Origin of the sequence: Persicobacter diffluens (assembly GCF_036244895.1) — a bacterium.
In the GTDB taxonomy this organism is placed as follows: domain Bacteria; phylum Bacteroidota; class Bacteroidia; order Cytophagales; family Cyclobacteriaceae; genus Persicobacter; species Persicobacter diffluens.
The window spans coordinates 3,292,014-3,307,261 of the sequence record NZ_BQKE01000001.1 but is presented as its reverse complement, the minus strand read 5'-3'; the positions used below and the strand labels follow the sequence as shown (position 1 = coordinate 3,307,261).

Sequence of the window (15,248 nt, the reverse complement as noted above, 5' to 3'; positions counted from 1 at the left end):
TACCTGAATTTTCTACAAAATTGAGAAAAAAGCTTTAACGATCATAGCCAAAGTTTTTCAGAGATCGCTCTTTTTTACGCCAATCGTCTGATACTTTCACATAAGTCTCCAAATAAACCTGCTTCATGAAGAAGGCTTCCAGCTCTTTTCGGGCCTCTATGCCCACTTTTTTGATTGCGGCGCCCTTGTGTCCGATCAAAATTGCCCGCTGACTTTTTCGTTCTACATAAATTTCCGCCCGCATGCGGATAATTTTATCATCCTCCTCGAAATCGGTGACCGCTACTTCGCAGCTGTATGGGACTTCTTTCTTGTAGTTTAGAAAAATTTTCTCCCGAATAATTTCCGCACCAAAAAAGCGTTCCGGACGATCCGTTAATTGTTCTTTTGGGAAATAAGCCGGGTGTTCCGGAAGGTATTCTAAAATACTGCTAAATAACTCTTCCAGATTTTCCTTCTCCAGGGCAGATACTTTAATCACCTTGTCCGGATTGATGTGCTCCAGCCAGTAAGAAATCTTGTCGTCTGCCTGCGATCCCTTATTCAAATCGATCTTATTCATCACGAAGATCACCGGAACATTCGACTTCCTCAATCGCTCCAGTGCTGGATCCTCCGGCTCTATTTTTTCATAAAGGTCCGTTACAAATAGCACTAAGTCTGCATCTTCCAAAGAAGAGTTTACATAATCCATCATGGACTTGTGCAATTCGTACTGAGGTTTCAGGATTCCGGGAGTGTCCGAATACACCACCTGAAAGTCATCACCACTAATTATCCCGAAGATTCTGTGTCGGGTCGTTTGTGCTTTGGAGGTGATGATCGATAATCGCTCTCCCACAAGGGCATTCATCAGCGTGGACTTGCCTACATTTGGCTTTCCAATGATGCTGACAAAGCCGGCTTTATGTTTTTTCTGTTCTGTCATTCAATATTTTTTTACAAATATAGCTTGATTAAACGGTTTTTCCACTTACCTTTGTACTCCGTTTCAGAGAAGGGGGCAAAAGTTGCTCTAATTAGTGTTTTTACCCTTTTTTAACGGTTGATGTCAACAATATCCTTTAGATTTTGAAAATATTTTAGAATACTTGCTTGACATTTTGGTTGTAAATTAACTTACTTTGCAGCCGCAAAAAATAATCCGGTCCGTTCGTCTAGGGGTTAGGACGCCAGGTTTTCATCCTGGTAACAGGGGTTCGATTCCCCTACGGACTACAAGCCGCAAGGTAAAGATACATCGCGGGGTGGAGCAGTTGGTAGCTCGTCGGGCTCATAACCCGAAGGTCGTAGGTTCGAGTCCTGCCCCCGCTACACAGAAATCAAAACGTTGGTTTCAGAAATTTAATGTTGGTCCGTTCGTCTAGGGGTTAGGACGCCAGGTTTTCATCCTGGTAACAGGGGTTCGATTCCCCTACGGACTACAAGCCGTAAGGCAAAGGTACATCGCGGGATGGAGCAGTTGGTAGCTCGTCGGGCTCATAACCCGAAGGTCGTAGGTTCGAGTCCTGCTCCCGCTACACAGAAATCAGAACGCTGATTTCAGAAATTTAATGTTGGTCCGTTCGTCTAGGGGTTAGGACGCCAGGTTTTCATCCTGGTAACAGGGGTTCGATTCCCCTACGGACTACACAGTGTTGAAACACACTTTAAAAATTTCCGGTCCGTTCGTCTAGGGGTTAGGACGCCAGGTTTTCATCCTGGTAACAGGGGTTCGATTCCCCTACGGACTACGCAGTGTTGAAACACACTTTAAAAATTTCCGGTCCGTTCGTCTAGGGGTTAGGACGCCAGGTTTTCATCCTGGAAACAGGGGTTCGATTCCCCTACGGACTACAAGCCGAGAGGCAAAGATACATCGCGGGATGGAGCAGTTGGTAGCTCGTCGGGCTCATAACCCGAAGGTCGTAGGTTCGAGTCCTGCTCCCGCTACACAGAAATCAGAACGCTGGTTTCAGAGATTTAATGTTGGTCCGTTCGTCTAGGGGTTAGGACGCCAGGTTTTCATCCTGGTAACAGGGGTTCGATTCCCCTACGGACTACAAGCCGAGAGGCAAAGATACATCGCGGGATGGAGCAGTTGGTAGCTCGTCGGGCTCATAACCCGAAGGTCGTAGGTTCGAGTCCTGCTCCCGCTACAAGGAAATCAAAACGTTGGTTTCGCAACAAATTGTTGGTCCGTTCGTCTAGGGGTTAGGACGCCAGGTTTTCATCCTGGTAACAGGGGTTCGATTCCCCTACGGACTACAAGCCGAGAGGCAAAGATACATCGCGGGGTGGAGCAGTTGGTAGCTCGTCGGGCTCATAACCCGAAGGTCGTAGGTTCGAGTCCTGCCCCCGCTACACAGAAATCAAAACGCTGGTTTCATAGATTTAATGTTGGTCCGTTCGTCTAGGGGTTAGGACGCCAGGTTTTCATCCTGGTAACAGGGGTTCGATTCCCCTACGGACTACAAGCCGTAAGGTAAAGATACATCGCGGGATGGAGCAGTTGGTAGCTCGTCGGGCTCATAACCCGAAGGTCGTAGGTTCGAGTCCTGCTCCCGCTACAGAGAGATCAGAACGCTGGTTTCGTAAATTTAATGTTGGTCCGTTCGTCTAGGGGTTAGGACGCCAGGTTTTCATCCTGGTAACAGGGGTTCGATTCCCCTACGGACTACAAGCCGAGAGGCAAAGATACATCGCGGGGTGGAGCAGTTGGTAGCTCGTCGGGCTCATAACCCGAAGGTCGTAGGTTCGAGTCCTGCCCCCGCTACACAGAAATCAAAACGCTGGTTTCATAGATTTAATGTTGGTCCGTTCGTCTAGGGGTTAGGACGCCAGGTTTTCATCCTGGTAACAGGGGTTCGATTCCCCTACGGACTACTTTATAGCATTTGGTTATATAATCAGATGCTTTTTTTATGCCTAAAAAAAAGACAATCACTTTAATGACTGTCTTTTTTGTTGAAAATAAATAAGGATTACCATTTTTACTTGTCCATATGCACATCCAACTGTGGGAAAGGAATGGTAATGCCATTGGCATCAAGGGCTAATTTACCCTGCTCATAAATATCAAAGTAAACGTCCCAGTAATGGGTGGGACTACAGTGTGGTCTGACTGCCAGATTAACAGAGCTGTCTGCAAGTTCTGAAACGCCCACAAATGGTGCAGGATCTTTCAGTACTTTATCGTGTTTGCTCATGATCTCCAGCAAAACTTCCTTCGCTTTTTTGATGTCTGAATCATAGGAGATGCCCATGGTAAGGTCTACTCTGATTTTGCCTTCAGCGGTAAAGTTAATGATGTTGTTTGCCAAAATAGCTCCATTGGGCATAATCACTCTTTTATTTTGTGGGTCAGTCAGGATGGTGTTGAAAATCTGTATTTCTTTAACTACTCCGAGTTGGTCTTGCGATTTAATCAATTCCCCAACTTTGTAGGGTCGGAAAACGAGAATTAAAACTCCGCCGGCAAAATTGGCCAGGGCTCCTTGTAGTGCAAGGCCGACTGCCAAACCAGCAGCACCGAGTACTGCAACAAAGCTGGTGGTTTCGACTCCCACCATGGAGGCTACTGAGATGATCAGCATGGCTTTTAGCCCCCAGTTGATCAGGCTGATGATGAAGGGACGTAAGGTAGCGTCATAATTACGCTGTTTCATCCTATGGCTAACGGTCTTGGTAAAGCTATTGATTATTCTCAGGCCAATGAAAAGGACGAGGATGGCAAGGATAAGCTTGGGGCCATAGGACATGGTAAGTTCCACTGCTGTATCATACCAGGAAGACATTTTGTCGTCAATGTTGAGCATGTTCAGGAAATTAATTGAGGGTTGAGGTATTTAAATAATGGATAGCATATTATCACTATTAAAATATCGTCCTTAATTAACTAGATATCAATCTGATGTAAGTATTGAGCAAAAAAAAGCCGATCGTAGCGATCGGCTTTTAATAATATGTTGGTTTAATTAAAATCTCGGGCCATAGAAAGGGTTGTAACCAAAACCTGGTCTCATTCCACCGTAGTAAGGATTCATTCCAAAACCTCCCATTCCACCGTAACCATAAGCCGGCATTACGTTTTTAGAGGCGCTGATGCCGAAGGTAATAGATGTTTTTTCGTTGGGCTTATAGGTGAAGGCGGTGTTCACCGAATATGCCAGGTTATTGTTTTGATTGCCATAATTCACATGGCCATTGCTGATGTCAGGTCTTACGGCCATTGGAGCACCGGAATGATTAACATTACCTACTAAAAACTCCCCTTGAAAGAACCATTTATCATTTAAAGGCATAGCAATCTGTGGACCTGCCATCACCAAAGAAGAATGGTATGGGCCTACATTCTGAGATTGGTAAAAGGCCTGAAAACCAATTTTAGCGCCAGGTCTGTATGATCGTTGTTCCTGAGGAAGGGGAGCGTAGGGGAGGTCTTCGTCCACATAGCTTACCTCTTCGCTTTTTTTATTTTTTGACCAGGGTGCATCAGCCCAGTGACTCACTCCAACATTGTATCCGTAGCCGGAGGGTGCTTCACTATTCATGGGAACAATAGAGCTCAATCCCATGGAAACACTGGTTTGTGCATGTGCGATGGTAGAAATTACCAAAGCGGTGGCCAAGAGTATAATATTTTTCATCATGATTCGAGCATTAATAGCTAAAGCTTCATTACCTAAACGGAAAGTAATCTCAGGAGTTTGTTTTAACACCTTCCTGTATTAACAATAGTGCAAAAGCATGCAATGTTCCGCTTTTGAATGGTTAAGGTACAAAAAAATCGTTAAGATTTCATGCGAAAATGGGTTGACCACACAGAAAAGGCCGATGATAGAATCACCGGCCTTATTTTTTTAATTTTTTATTGGACAAATACTTACGCTTTTTCTTCGTCCTTCTCTTTCATGGAGATAACGTCAAGGGCGATAAGGGCATGTACTACGCCTAAAACAATGGCGAATCCCCAGATGAACATATTTGCGCCGCTCGCTATTGGTGCATCTAACATAGTGATAAGGGTTTTATGGTTTTAAATTAAAATTAGAAGAATAAAGTTTAGCGTCAAAAAAATCTTATTAAAATTAAGAAGCTTCCGGATTGTGAATAAAGTTTTGAGCCAATAATGGGAGCTGGTGCAGGCGCTGGAGTCCGAAATGAAAAGCGAAATAACGGTATTTGTCAAAAGGCCTGGGACAGGCTTTTATTTTATCTACATAATATTTTCGCTTTTCCTGTGAGAAATGAGAGGGAAGTCCATCGCGAAGCAGCAGGTCAATTTCTTCCAGAGTAAGAGGAGGCAGTTTGCCTATCATGGTGTTGATTTCTCCTATCAATAAGCCGTCTACATTGTCCGATATCTTTTTAAGAAAGAAACCCTCCATGAAATCATTGATGGTTTTAGGCCCGATATTAATCGTTTTACCTTCGATTTTGAATTGATACAGGTTCATTCTGGCCAAAGCCCGAATGCTTAGCCCCGTGATCAGGCCGATGACCAATGGATGCTCCTGAGCAGAAAACTCATGGATACTTAAATTACCCCTCAACAGCAATTGGGTGATGCCGATGGCAAGCAGGGCATAGTAAAGTGCGTAAATTATTGGAGTGAAGGGTTGACGCATTAGCAAACCAAAATTGACCGCATATTTGCCAAGGGCTAATTCACTTCCCATTAATAAAAAAGCCCCCAGTCCGGCAATAAATAAGGGCTGGCTTAAATAGTCGATCATTTTTCAGTAGGTCTATCTTTTGAAAACTCACTGAAAAATAGTCAATTTCATCTTTAAATATCAAATGAGGGAGGCGTGAAGAGAAATTTATTCTTGATTAGTTGCGCTGCTATTCTTTAAAAATTGATACCTTAACATAAAGAACTGAGAAGAAATATTAGGATGTAGGACTGTAAGGGCGATTTGTGTCCCAAAACAGTTAAAAGAGCATAGACCCATGAGCTTATTGTTTAAAGATTTTAAAAGCTGGAAAGCATATTGTGAGGAAGAAAAATTGCCTTTGTACGAAGCGGTAATTCAATACGAGCAAAATCAAAGGGGAGCCGGTCGGAAGGAGATTCTGGAAGGGATGGTTGCGGCCTATGAAGTGATGCGGCAGGCTATTCATACCGGTTTAACGGAGGATATGACTTCCGTTTCAAAAATGATTAACAATGGAGCAAAAAAGGTTTTTAATCACCCGGTGGCAGTGCTCTCTCCTGATTTTCAAAAAATGATTGCGCGTGCTTTGGCCGCCAAAGAAGTAAATTCCTGTATGGGCAGAGTGGTGGCCGCCCCAACCGCCGGTGCTTCCGGAATTTTGCCGGGCGTATTTTATACCTTGCAGGAAACCCATGAGCTTCCGGATGAAAAAATTGCCGAAGCAATGCTGATTGCAGCCGGCGTTGCTTTGATTATTGAGCAAAAAGCGTCCTTAGCTGGAGCGGTGGGTGGTTGTCAGGCCGAGACGGGCTCCGCAGCGGCTATGGCCTCAGCAGGGATTGTTTATGCATTAGGAGGAGATAATGATCAGGTATTTAATGCTGTGGCGGTAACCATTCAGTGTATGCTGGGCTTGGTTTGTGATCCGGTGGCGGGCTTGGTGGAGGTACCCTGTGTGGTGCGTAATGCCTCTGCGGCTTCTATTGCTTTTTCCTCCGCACAAATTGCACTTTCGGGTATGGACGCTGTAATTCCGGTGGATGAATGCATTGATGCCATGCATGAAGTCGGTCAATCGATGGAGAGCAGGTATAAGGAGACGGCGTTAGGGGGAATGGCCGCCACCATAACCGGGCAGGCGATTGCCAAACGGGTTTTGATTCAGGATATTGAAATGTTATCGGACGAGGAAGATGTTGAATAGATGCGCCACAAAATATTTTACCGGCTGACTTTTTGGTGCTAAATTTGCCAATACATTTTTTAAAATCAGATCGATATTTTTGCCTATGCATTAGATTTTACTTTTTCACAGATACATTAACTGTTAGTTTTTACATAAAAAGTAGAATATATGGGAAGGTCTTCCTCGGAGAAGCAGCCTAAGAAGTGGGATTTATATCAAAATAGATCTCAAATGAAGTGGGGAGTGCTGGCAGTGGCCATGGTCATTACCATTGCTTCCATTTTCTATACCAATCAGATCGTCAAAAAACTGAAGGAGCGTGAGGCTCAATTGGTAGAATTGTACGCAAAATCAATTGAATATGCGGTCAATGTCGGGAATAGGGACGAGGTATTGTTTTTGACTCAGAACATCATTGTGCCGAATAATTCCATTCCGGTGATCCTGACGGATGGAGTGGATAAACCACTCGATTTTCGGAATATTGATATTGATCCAAAAATTTCGCCCAAGCAACGACAGAAAAAGTTGCGTGCTTTGGTGGAGGAAATGAAGCTTCAGCACGAACCGATAGAAATCATTTTTACCGATGAAAACGGAGGGGTGTATGACTATAACTATGTTTACTATAAAAACTCCTTTTTGCTGGATCAGCTGACCTATTACCCCATCGTCCAGCTTTCGGTGATTGCGTTTTTTATCTTTTTGGCCTTTTATGCTTATAGTAATAGCAAAGCGGTAGAGCAAAACAGGGTTTGGATTGGCTTGGCGAAAGAAACCGCTCACCAGCTGGGTACGCCACTATCCTCTTTAGTGGCCTGGATTGAGTACTTAAAGATGGATGAGGATTTTAATTATCCGGAGGTTCTGGAGGAGCTGGAAAAAGATACCCATCGGCTGGAGACCATTACCAATCGTTTTTCCTCTATAGGTTCAATCCCGACATTGGAGGATGAAAACCTCTATGAGGTGATTCGTTCCAATGTAGATTATTTGTCGAAACGGATTTCTACTAAAGTGAAAATCTCTATCGCTACAAATTCCCAGGTGGTGATCGCTCCGATTAACCGCGCTTTGTTCGATTGGGTGATTGAAAATCTTTGTAAGAATGCTGTAGATGCCATGAAAGGTACCGGCAATATTGATATTAATCTTGTTGAAGGACCAGAAGGAGGCGTAGTGATTGATATCCGGGATACCGGGGGGGGGATTCCAAAAGATAAGCTGAAGAAAATTTTCATTCCGGGATATTCGACCAAGAAAAGAGGCTGGGGCTTAGGCCTGACCCTGACCAAAAGGATAGTGGAGAATTACCACAACGGGAAAATTTTTGTAAAATCCTCTAACCCCACTGAGGGAACGGTTTTTAGAATTTTATTACCTGGAAAAGATTATTTGCTTGATGCTGAGGAAGCGGATCTGTTGATTTCGGGTAAAACCGCCTCTGCTTAAAATTTTTAATTTCCTTTGAATAATTTAGCCTTCAGAATAGATAATTTAAAATTTTGTGTAAATTTAACCGTCCTTAGACCCCTTGGGTCAGGGTATTTTTTTTGCATTCCAATAATTTTTCCCCGTGTTAATCTCCGAAAATCAAGTTAAAACGGGATAATAATTATTGACCATCGATCAATAGAATATAAAATTTTAGCATGGCAAACATTGGCAAAATCACACAGGTTATCGGGCCTGTGGTAGACGTCGCTTTTGACGCTGAAGGCGCAAGCCTACCTGCCATCATGAATGGTCTTGAGGTAATCAAACCATCTGATGGAGCTCGAGTAGTGCTTGAAGTTCAGCAACATCTAGGAGAGAATCGTGTTCGTACCATTGCCATGGACGGTACCGAGGGTCTTCTTCGTGGGTTGGAAGTAGTGGATAATGGTTCACCTATTCAGATGCCTGTAGGTGAGGACATCCGAGGTCGTATGTTCAACGTAGTGGGAGAAACCATTGATGGTATTGGAGAGACCAATACGACTCAGGGTTTACCGATTCACCGTCCAGCACCTTCTTATGAAGACCTTTCTACTTCAACCGAAGTACTTTTCACTGGTATTAAAGTTATTGACCTGATTGAGCCATACGCAAAGGGTGGTAAGATTGGTCTTTTCGGTGGAGCTGGAGTAGGTAAAACCGTATTGATCATGGAGTTGATCAATAACATTGCGAAAGCATACTCAGGTTTATCTGTATTCGCAGGTGTAGGTGAGCGTACGCGTGAAGGTAATGACCTGCTTCGTGAGATGATTGAGTCCGGCGTAATCAAATACGGTAAGGAATTCGAGGAGTCTATGGAGACAGGTGACTGGGATTTGTCGAAGGTAGATAAAGAGGAATTGAAAACCTCTCAGGCCACCTTGGTATATGGCCAGATGAACGAACCACCAGGGGCACGTGCGCGTGTAGCCTTGTCAGGTTTGACCATTGCCGAATATTTCCGTGATGGAGATGGTTCTGGAAAAGGTCGTGATATCCTTTTCTTCGTAGATAATATTTTCCGTTTTACCCAGGCAGGTTCTGAGGTGTCGGCACTTTTAGGTCGTATGCCTTCTGCGGTAGGTTACCAGCCAACATTGGCAACTGAAATGGGAGCAATGCAGGAGCGTATTTCTTCTACTAAGAATGGTTCCATTACTTCTGTTCAGGCGGTTTATGTACCTGCCGATGACTTGACTGACCCTGCACCGGCGACCACTTTCGCCCACTTGGATGCGAAAACGGTATTGTCTCGTAAGATTGCTTCTATGGGTATTTACCCAGCGGTAGATCCATTGGATTCTACTTCCAGAATTTTGTCTGAAGAGGTAGTTGGAGCGGAGCACTATCAGGTAGCGCAGGATGTAATTAACATCCTTCAGCGTTATAACGAACTTCAGGATATCATCGCCATTTTGGGTATGGATGAGCTTTCTGACGAGGATAAGCAGGTGGTACACCGTGCACGTCGTGTACAGCGTTTCCTATCTCAGCCATTCCACGTTGCAGAGCAATTCTCTGGTATCCCGGGTCAGTTGGTAGATATCAAGGACACTATCCGTGGTTTCCAAATGATTATGAATGGGGAAGTGGATCACTTACCTGAGGCGGCCTTTACTTTTGTAGGCCCAATCGAGGAAGCTATTGAGAAAGGTGAAAAAATGTTGGCAGAAGCCGCTGAATAATCTTAAACCGATGGGGAGTTTACTCCCCTTTAAATTGGGCAATTATGTACTTGGAAATTGTTACACCGGACCAAAAGGTATTTGAAGGAGAAGTTAGCGCAGCTACTTTTCCCGGAACCAACGGTGCCTTTCAAGTGCTGAAGAACCACGCCCCTTTGATCTCCACCTTGTCTAAAGGTGATTTGAAATATGTGATCAATGACAAAGAAACCATCATTGTTGTTGATGGTGGCGTTGTTGAGGTACTTGATAATAAGATTATTGTATTGGCAGAAGCCGTAGAAGGATAAGCAAAACATCATTAGATATAAAAAAACCTTTAGTTGTGATGACTAAAGGTTTTTTTTATGCCGTGAAAATTCCTCAACCGAATTATTTATGCTTGAACCCGGATAACCCAAGCTTAAATTCTCGTTTAGCTGTAAGGCGGGAAAAATGCATGATTAGTTTCCCATTTCCAGTTATTTCCAATAATCCAGAGGAAAGAGGAAAAGCAAGTTTATTCAAATTTATGCCATCAAAATATTTGGAACAACAAGAAAACAAGCCAGGGTTAAGCCTGTTTTGCAGGGCTTGGGCTACATAATTCGGGTTAATGCGAATGTGCCTCAGTTCTGGATGCTTCTTTTTCTTCCTTTGCAGTGATGGACTGTTTTTCGTATTTTTTCGGCGCCCACAAAAAACCAAAAGCTTGTGCTCCTTCTTTGGTATGCACCGCGTGGTGGATATAATGTGCTTTCATAATCCGCTTCATATAGGCGGATTTGAATTTGTACTTGTACTTAATTCTACGGTGTACGATGATATCGTGAAAGACACTGTAAAATATACCGTAAAGCGTAACTCCTAGGCCAATGTAAAGCAGAAATCGCCATTCAGGAATTTCGGAGCCGAGCACGATCATCACAATGGCCGGAATGGAAAAGACGACAGCAAAGAGGTCATTTTTTTCAAGGGTTTTATTGTGAACGGTATGATGGTCCTTATGCCAGCTCCATAAAATACCATGCATGATGTATTTGTGGGTGAACCATGCAACACCTTCCATAAAAAGAAAGGATCCTATCACCAATAGGATGTTCATCAAGATTGCCATATCAAAAAATTAGAAAGTCAATATTCTTTTTTGTACTTCTTCCATGAGCCACATTGGGGTGGAGGTAGCACCGCAAACCCCAACGCGGTCATTTGGGTCAAACCATTCTTCTTGCACCTGCTCTTTATTGGAGACAAAATAGGTGTTTTCGTTCTGCTGTTTGCAGATATTATATAACACCTTTCCATTGGAGGATTTTGTGCCGGAAACGAAAATGATTTTTTCGTATTGACTGGCAAATTTTTTAAGCTCCTTGTCCCGATTACTGACCTGCCTGCAAATGGTATCATTGGCATTAACTTCAATGCCATTTTCTTTGAGCTTATCGATTATTTTATAAAAATTATCGGTGGATTTTGTGGTCTGGCTGTATAAGCTAATGGAAGCCGGAAGGCTATTAAGGTCCAATTCTTCCAGGGATTGAAAAACAATGGCTTCTTTATTGGTCTGGCCAATCAATCCCATGACTTCGGCATGCCCGTGCTTTCCATAAATGTATATTTTTTCCGATTTGTCATAAGCATTCTTGATCCGGTTTTGTAATTTTAATACGACCGGACAACTGGCATCAATGAGATCTAATTGATTTTCCAGCGCTATTTTGTAGGTAGAAGGTGGCTCTCCATGTGCCCGAATCAGGACTTTCGCGTTTTTTAATTCCTTGAGTGTTTTATGGTTAATGATTTGTAGTCCCAATTTTTCCAACCGATGGACCTCTTCATCATTGTGAACAATATCTCCCAGGCAATACAATTTTCCTTCCTCCAGCAGAATTTCTTCTGCCATTTCAATGGCATAAACCACTCCGAAGCAGAAGCCGGAATTTTGGTCAATATCCACGGTGAGGTTTTTCATTGTATTATTGCCTTTATAGTTTTTTGAAGGGCGTGTACTTACATTCATATTAAACTACCCTTAAGTGAAACTGTAAATATGTTTTGGCCAGTAAGGCTAATTTTCTTGGATTTGGAATCCTGATTCTTTGATTCTTAACCGTATCTGTGGAAGCATCTTTGATTTTGTCAAAGAGTTTCAGGTAATAGATATACGCCAGATAAACGCCCATCTTGGCATTTTCCGGTAATCTGATAATTCCCTGATAGGCATCGTCAAAATCCTTTTGGATATCCATTTCGATAAGGTCCTTATCCTTTTGATTGAAATTATCGAAATTTATATCCGGAAAATATACCCGCCCACGATCTTCGTGATCACTTTTCATATCTCTCAGGAAGTTAACCTTTTGAAAAGCACTTCCAAGGCTGCAAGCTGCCGGTTTAAGCGTATCAAAATCCCCTTCTCCATGAAAGCAAAAGACTTTCAGGCACATTAGACCAACTACCTCTGCGCTGCCATAAATATAAGTTTTATAGCTTTTGTCACAGTAAGTGGTTTTGTCCAGATCCATTCTCATGCTATTCAGAAAGGCATCAATAAATTCCAGGTCGATTTGATATTGATTAACTACTAGCTGAAAGGCATGGAGGATTGGATTCAGGCTAATTTTTTGGTTAATCGCTTCATAAGTATCGTGCTCAAATTTATCCAGTAAAGTTTCCCGATTCCAACCATGAAAAGTATCGACGATTTCATCCGCATAGCGGACAAACCCATAAATGGCATAAATCGGTTCGTGCAACTCTTTGTCCAGTGTCTTAATGCCTAAAGTAAAGGAAGTGCTGTAGGATTGCGTGACCAACCGTGCACAATCGAAGGTGGTTTTATTAAAAAGTTCAATCATCTTTTTCACTTTTACAATTCGGCAAAATCTTTTTCGATTTCATTTCCGACAACTAAGCCAGAGATTAATGATGGGGGAACGCCTGGTCCGGGAATGGTTAATTGCCCCACATAGTATAAGTTAGCAACTTTTTTGGATTTACAACTAGGCTTAAGGATGGCAGTTTGCTTTAGCGTATTGGCCAGTCCATAGGCATTGCCTTTAAAGGCATTGTAATCCTGTTCAAAATCTTTTATCGCGTACGATTTTTTCACAATCACATGTTCCTTAACGGACTGTCCAATGAGTTTTTCCAGTCTGTTCATGATTATTTCGTAATAATGTGATCTTTTTTCCTCTGAGTCCTCCAAACCCGGAGCAAGCGGCACGAGTAATACCAGGTTCTCTTTTCCTTCAGGGGCAATTGCCGTATCGGTGACGGAGGCAGCGCTCATATAAAAAAGAGGTTTTGACGGCCACTGAGGGTTAGTGTAGATTTCATTGGCGTGCAGTTTGAAATCTTCATCAAAAAATAGCATGTGATGATCAATACCTTCCAGCTTTTTATCCAATCCAATGTAAAAAAGTAAGGCAGAGGGTGCCATTGTCCGTTTCTGCCAATATTGTGGGGAATAGCTTCGATATTGGGTGGGTAATAGATGTTGTTCTACATGATGGTAGTCTGCTCCACCAACCACAATATCTGCTGGATAGTAGTCTTTATCCGTATTCACACCGGTGGCGATGCCGTTTTTTATTTCTATCTGGTTGACGGTTTCGCCGGTATGAAATTTCACTCCCATTTCCTTCGCCAGCGTTTCCATTCCCCGGATAATTTCGAACATTCCCCCCATCGGATACCAGGTTCCGAGCTTGAGATCAGCATAATTCATTAGACTGTATAACGCAGGGGTGTTCTCCGGGGTGGCTCCTAAAAATAAAACGGGGAATTCCAGCAGCTTAATGATCTGAGGATGTTTGAAAAACTTTCGGACGTGTTTAGAAAGTGAGGTTAACAGGTCCAGGTTCAGAGCGCCTTTGAGCAGGCGGATATCTAAAAATTCTGTAATGGAGCGGGAAGGTTTATTAACGAAATCGTTAATGCCTACCTCATATTTATATTTGGCTTGCGCCATGAATTTTTCGAGTTGTTCAGCAGCACCAGCTTCATATTGTTCTAATAAAGCGCCTAATTCCTGGAGGTTGGCAGGGATTCGCCAGCGGTCATCCGCTCCAAAAACCACGGAATAGGAGGGGTCAAGTCTTTTTAATTGGTAATAATCAGCAGGCTTTTTTCCAAAAGTCCGGAAATAATTTTCGAAAATGTCGGGCATCCAATACCAACTAGGGCCCATATCAAAGGTAAAGCCCTGACAGTGATACTGCCGGGCTCTTCCTCCTATTTGAGTATTTTTTTCAATGACGGTGACGTCATATCCTTTTTGTGCTAACGAAGTAGCAACAGCTATCCCGGCAAAGCCGGCACCGATGACTATTGCATTTCGATGTTTGTGAGTCATGTAAAGGTTGGTTTTAGGCTTGACAGACCTAAAGTTTACCTCCGTAATTTTTTAACATAGCCTTTAGATCCTTTCGAGCAATATGAATTCTATTTTTTACAGTTCCAATTGGAATATCCAGTTTTTCCGCGATTTCGTAATATTTGAAACCCCGAAAATGCATTAAGAAGGGAAGTCGGTAGTTTTCGTCTAATTTCCCAATTGCTTCCTTGATGTCCCTCATGGCAAAACTTGAATACGCCATGTTCTCGGTAATGTTGCCGGAAGAATTGATATAATGTAAATTATCGGTGGAGTCAATGAAGGTGTTTCTTCTTACCATCCTTTGGTAATTGGTAATGAAGGTATTCTTCATTATAGTGTACAACCATGCCTTGAGGTTGGTGCCTTCAGTAAATTTATCTCTGTTCGTGTAGGCTTTTAGCACGGTTTCTTGCAACAGGTCATTTGCCGCCTCTGAATCCTTGGTCAATCTCATAGCGAACGGTCTCAACGAAGTCGATAACTTGTCGAGATGGTAGCTAAATTCTAACGCTGTCATTGTGATTTGGTAAGTTTAGTTTGTAAAAGTTTTGGGGGTAATGATTTTCGAATAAGGTGCTTTGGTTTTGGTTTGAAATTAAGTTTGTGGTTACAATTAAATGATGAAATTGTTGGGCCGTTATATCCGGATAAATTGTCGTAGCCCTTACTTACCTATGGTTACGCCCACTTTTTAATATTGTTTCATATTTATCAGTAGTTCAGTGTGTTAAGTGATTTTGTGGGCCGTGGGATTATTGCCGGTTAGATTTATTGACATTTTTAAATTTTTAGGGATAAACCCGATTTGACAGACAGTTAATGGCCTGTTTGATACCATTTATGGGCGTTAATCACATTAAAATTCCCTATATTTGGGCGTTAAAAATAATCTTTTCAAA

The 15,248-nt window shown here is 42.7% G+C and carries 15 protein-coding genes and 17 tRNA genes; 22 read left to right on the top strand and 10 right to left on the bottom strand.

What is annotated here, in order from left to right:
* Positions 1-34: 34 nt before the first annotated feature.
* Entirely contained in the window at positions 35-928 is an 894-nt protein-coding gene (era, locus tag AAA970_RS13610; protein WP_338237505.1) for a GTPase Era, read from the bottom strand.
* A 218-nt stretch (positions 929-1,146) separates the two neighbouring features.
* On the opposite strand from era, the gene AAA970_RS13605 reads away from it, so the two are divergent.
* The 17 genes from AAA970_RS13605 to AAA970_RS13525 all read left to right on the top strand — a co-directional run bounded on the left by AAA970_RS13605 (position 1,147) and on the right by AAA970_RS13525 (position 2,865).
* Positions 1,147-1,218: transfer RNA gene (locus AAA970_RS13605), tRNA-Glu, on the top strand.
* A gap of 23 nt (positions 1,219-1,241) precedes the next feature.
* Positions 1,242-1,314, top strand: a tRNA-Met gene (locus tag AAA970_RS13600).
* A 38-nt stretch (positions 1,315-1,352) separates the two neighbouring features.
* Positions 1,353-1,424 (top strand) — tRNA-Glu (locus AAA970_RS13595).
* A gap of 23 nt (positions 1,425-1,447) precedes the next feature.
* A tRNA-Met gene (locus tag AAA970_RS13590) sits at positions 1,448-1,520 on the top strand.
* Positions 1,521-1,558: 38 nt separating this feature from the next.
* Positions 1,559-1,630 (top strand) — tRNA-Glu (locus AAA970_RS13585).
* A 31-nt stretch (positions 1,631-1,661) separates the two neighbouring features.
* Positions 1,662-1,733 (top strand) — tRNA-Glu (locus AAA970_RS13580).
* Between the two features lie 31 nt (positions 1,734-1,764).
* Positions 1,765-1,836: transfer RNA gene (locus AAA970_RS13575), tRNA-Glu, on the top strand.
* A gap of 23 nt (positions 1,837-1,859) precedes the next feature.
* Positions 1,860-1,932 (top strand) — tRNA-Met (locus AAA970_RS13570).
* A gap of 38 nt (positions 1,933-1,970) precedes the next feature.
* Positions 1,971-2,042 (top strand) — tRNA-Glu (locus AAA970_RS13565).
* 23 nt (positions 2,043-2,065) lie between these two features.
* Positions 2,066-2,138: transfer RNA gene (locus AAA970_RS13560), tRNA-Met, on the top strand.
* Between the two features lie 37 nt (positions 2,139-2,175).
* A tRNA-Glu gene (locus AAA970_RS13555) sits at positions 2,176-2,247 on the top strand.
* A gap of 23 nt (positions 2,248-2,270) precedes the next feature.
* Positions 2,271-2,343, top strand: a tRNA-Met gene (locus AAA970_RS13550).
* A 38-nt stretch (positions 2,344-2,381) separates the two neighbouring features.
* Positions 2,382-2,453, top strand: a tRNA-Glu gene (locus tag AAA970_RS13545).
* 23 nt (positions 2,454-2,476) lie between these two features.
* Positions 2,477-2,549, top strand: a tRNA-Met gene (locus AAA970_RS13540).
* Between the two features lie 38 nt (positions 2,550-2,587).
* Positions 2,588-2,659, top strand: a tRNA-Glu gene (locus AAA970_RS13535).
* Positions 2,660-2,682: 23 nt separating this feature from the next.
* Positions 2,683-2,755, top strand: a tRNA-Met gene (locus AAA970_RS13530).
* Positions 2,756-2,793: 38 nt separating this feature from the next.
* Positions 2,794-2,865 (top strand) — tRNA-Glu (locus tag AAA970_RS13525).
* A gap of 107 nt (positions 2,866-2,972) precedes the next feature.
* On the opposite strand, the gene AAA970_RS13520 is transcribed toward AAA970_RS13525, so the two are convergent.
* The 4 genes from AAA970_RS13520 to AAA970_RS13505 all read right to left on the bottom strand — a co-directional run bounded on the left by AAA970_RS13520 (position 2,973) and on the right by AAA970_RS13505 (position 5,717).
* On the bottom strand, positions 2,973-3,797 hold the full coding sequence (locus AAA970_RS13520) for a mechanosensitive ion channel family protein (protein WP_338237504.1): 825 nt from the start codon (positions 3,795-3,797) through the stop codon (positions 2,973-2,975).
* 159 nt (positions 3,798-3,956) lie between these two features.
* Positions 3,957-4,631 carry a hypothetical protein gene (locus tag AAA970_RS13515; protein ID WP_338237503.1) on the bottom strand — a complete coding sequence of 225 codons (675 nt, stop codon included), beginning with the start codon at positions 4,629-4,631 and terminating at the stop codon, positions 3,957-3,959.
* A 233-nt stretch (positions 4,632-4,864) separates the two neighbouring features.
* Positions 4,865-4,996: a hypothetical protein gene (locus AAA970_RS13510; protein WP_301280968.1), complete on the bottom strand. Its 132-nt coding sequence runs from the start codon at positions 4,994-4,996 to the stop codon at positions 4,865-4,867.
* A 73-nt stretch (positions 4,997-5,069) separates the two neighbouring features.
* On the bottom strand, positions 5,070-5,717 hold the full coding sequence (locus tag AAA970_RS13505) for a hypothetical protein (RefSeq protein WP_338237502.1): 648 nt from the start codon (positions 5,715-5,717) through the stop codon (positions 5,070-5,072).
* 217 nt (positions 5,718-5,934) lie between these two features.
* Here AAA970_RS13505 and sdaAA point away from each other — a divergent pair, with 217 nt between their 5' ends.
* From sdaAA to AAA970_RS13480, 5 genes are all read left to right on the top strand, one after another.
* Positions 5,935-6,843: an L-serine ammonia-lyase, iron-sulfur-dependent, subunit alpha gene (sdaAA, locus tag AAA970_RS13500; RefSeq protein ID WP_338237501.1), complete on the top strand. Its 909-nt coding sequence runs from the start codon at positions 5,935-5,937 to the stop codon at positions 6,841-6,843.
* Positions 6,844-6,993: 150 nt separating this feature from the next.
* On the top strand, positions 6,994-8,277 hold the full coding sequence (locus AAA970_RS13495; RefSeq protein WP_338237500.1) for a sensor histidine kinase: 1,284 nt from the start codon (positions 6,994-6,996) through the stop codon (positions 8,275-8,277).
* 200 nt (positions 8,278-8,477) lie between these two features.
* The gene (gene atpD / locus AAA970_RS13490) at positions 8,478-9,989 is read left to right on the top strand and encodes a F0F1 ATP synthase subunit beta (RefSeq protein ID WP_053406668.1); all 1,512 of its coding nucleotides are present in this window, start codon (positions 8,478-8,480) and stop codon (positions 9,987-9,989) included.
* Between the two features lie 44 nt (positions 9,990-10,033).
* Positions 10,034-10,279 (top strand): ATP synthase F1 subunit epsilon, encoded by a 246-nt coding sequence (atpC, locus tag AAA970_RS13485; protein ID WP_053406669.1) that lies wholly within the window; start codon positions 10,034-10,036, stop codon positions 10,277-10,279.
* Between the two features lie 38 nt (positions 10,280-10,317).
* Positions 10,318-10,575 (top strand): hypothetical protein, encoded by a 258-nt coding sequence (locus tag AAA970_RS13480; protein WP_338237499.1) that lies wholly within the window; start codon positions 10,318-10,320, stop codon positions 10,573-10,575.
* Positions 10,576-10,581: 6 nt separating this feature from the next.
* On the opposite strand, the gene AAA970_RS13475 is transcribed toward AAA970_RS13480, so the two are convergent.
* From AAA970_RS13475 to AAA970_RS13455, 5 genes are read right to left on the bottom strand one after another with little or no spacing between them, the layout of a single operon-like run.
* Positions 10,582-11,085: a sterol desaturase family protein gene (locus AAA970_RS13475; RefSeq protein ID WP_053406671.1), complete on the bottom strand. Its 504-nt coding sequence runs from the start codon at positions 11,083-11,085 to the stop codon at positions 10,582-10,584.
* Between the two features lie 9 nt (positions 11,086-11,094).
* Positions 11,095-11,940 (bottom strand): 4-hydroxy-3-methylbut-2-enyl diphosphate reductase, encoded by an 846-nt coding sequence (locus AAA970_RS13470; protein ID WP_338237498.1) that lies wholly within the window; start codon positions 11,938-11,940, stop codon positions 11,095-11,097.
* A 49-nt stretch (positions 11,941-11,989) separates the two neighbouring features.
* Positions 11,990-12,826, bottom strand: a complete 837-nt coding sequence (locus tag AAA970_RS13465; protein WP_338237497.1) for a phytoene/squalene synthase family protein — start codon at positions 12,824-12,826, stop codon at positions 11,990-11,992.
* An 11-nt stretch (positions 12,827-12,837) separates the two neighbouring features.
* The gene (locus AAA970_RS13460) at positions 12,838-14,325 is read right to left on the bottom strand and encodes a phytoene desaturase family protein (RefSeq protein ID WP_338237496.1); all 1,488 of its coding nucleotides are present in this window, start codon (positions 14,323-14,325) and stop codon (positions 12,838-12,840) included.
* A 28-nt stretch (positions 14,326-14,353) separates the two neighbouring features.
* Complete coding sequence (locus tag AAA970_RS13455) at positions 14,354-14,866, bottom strand: RNA polymerase sigma factor (protein WP_338237495.1); 513 nt, start codon at positions 14,864-14,866, stop codon at positions 14,354-14,356.
* Between the last annotated feature and the right edge of the window lie 382 nt (positions 14,867-15,248).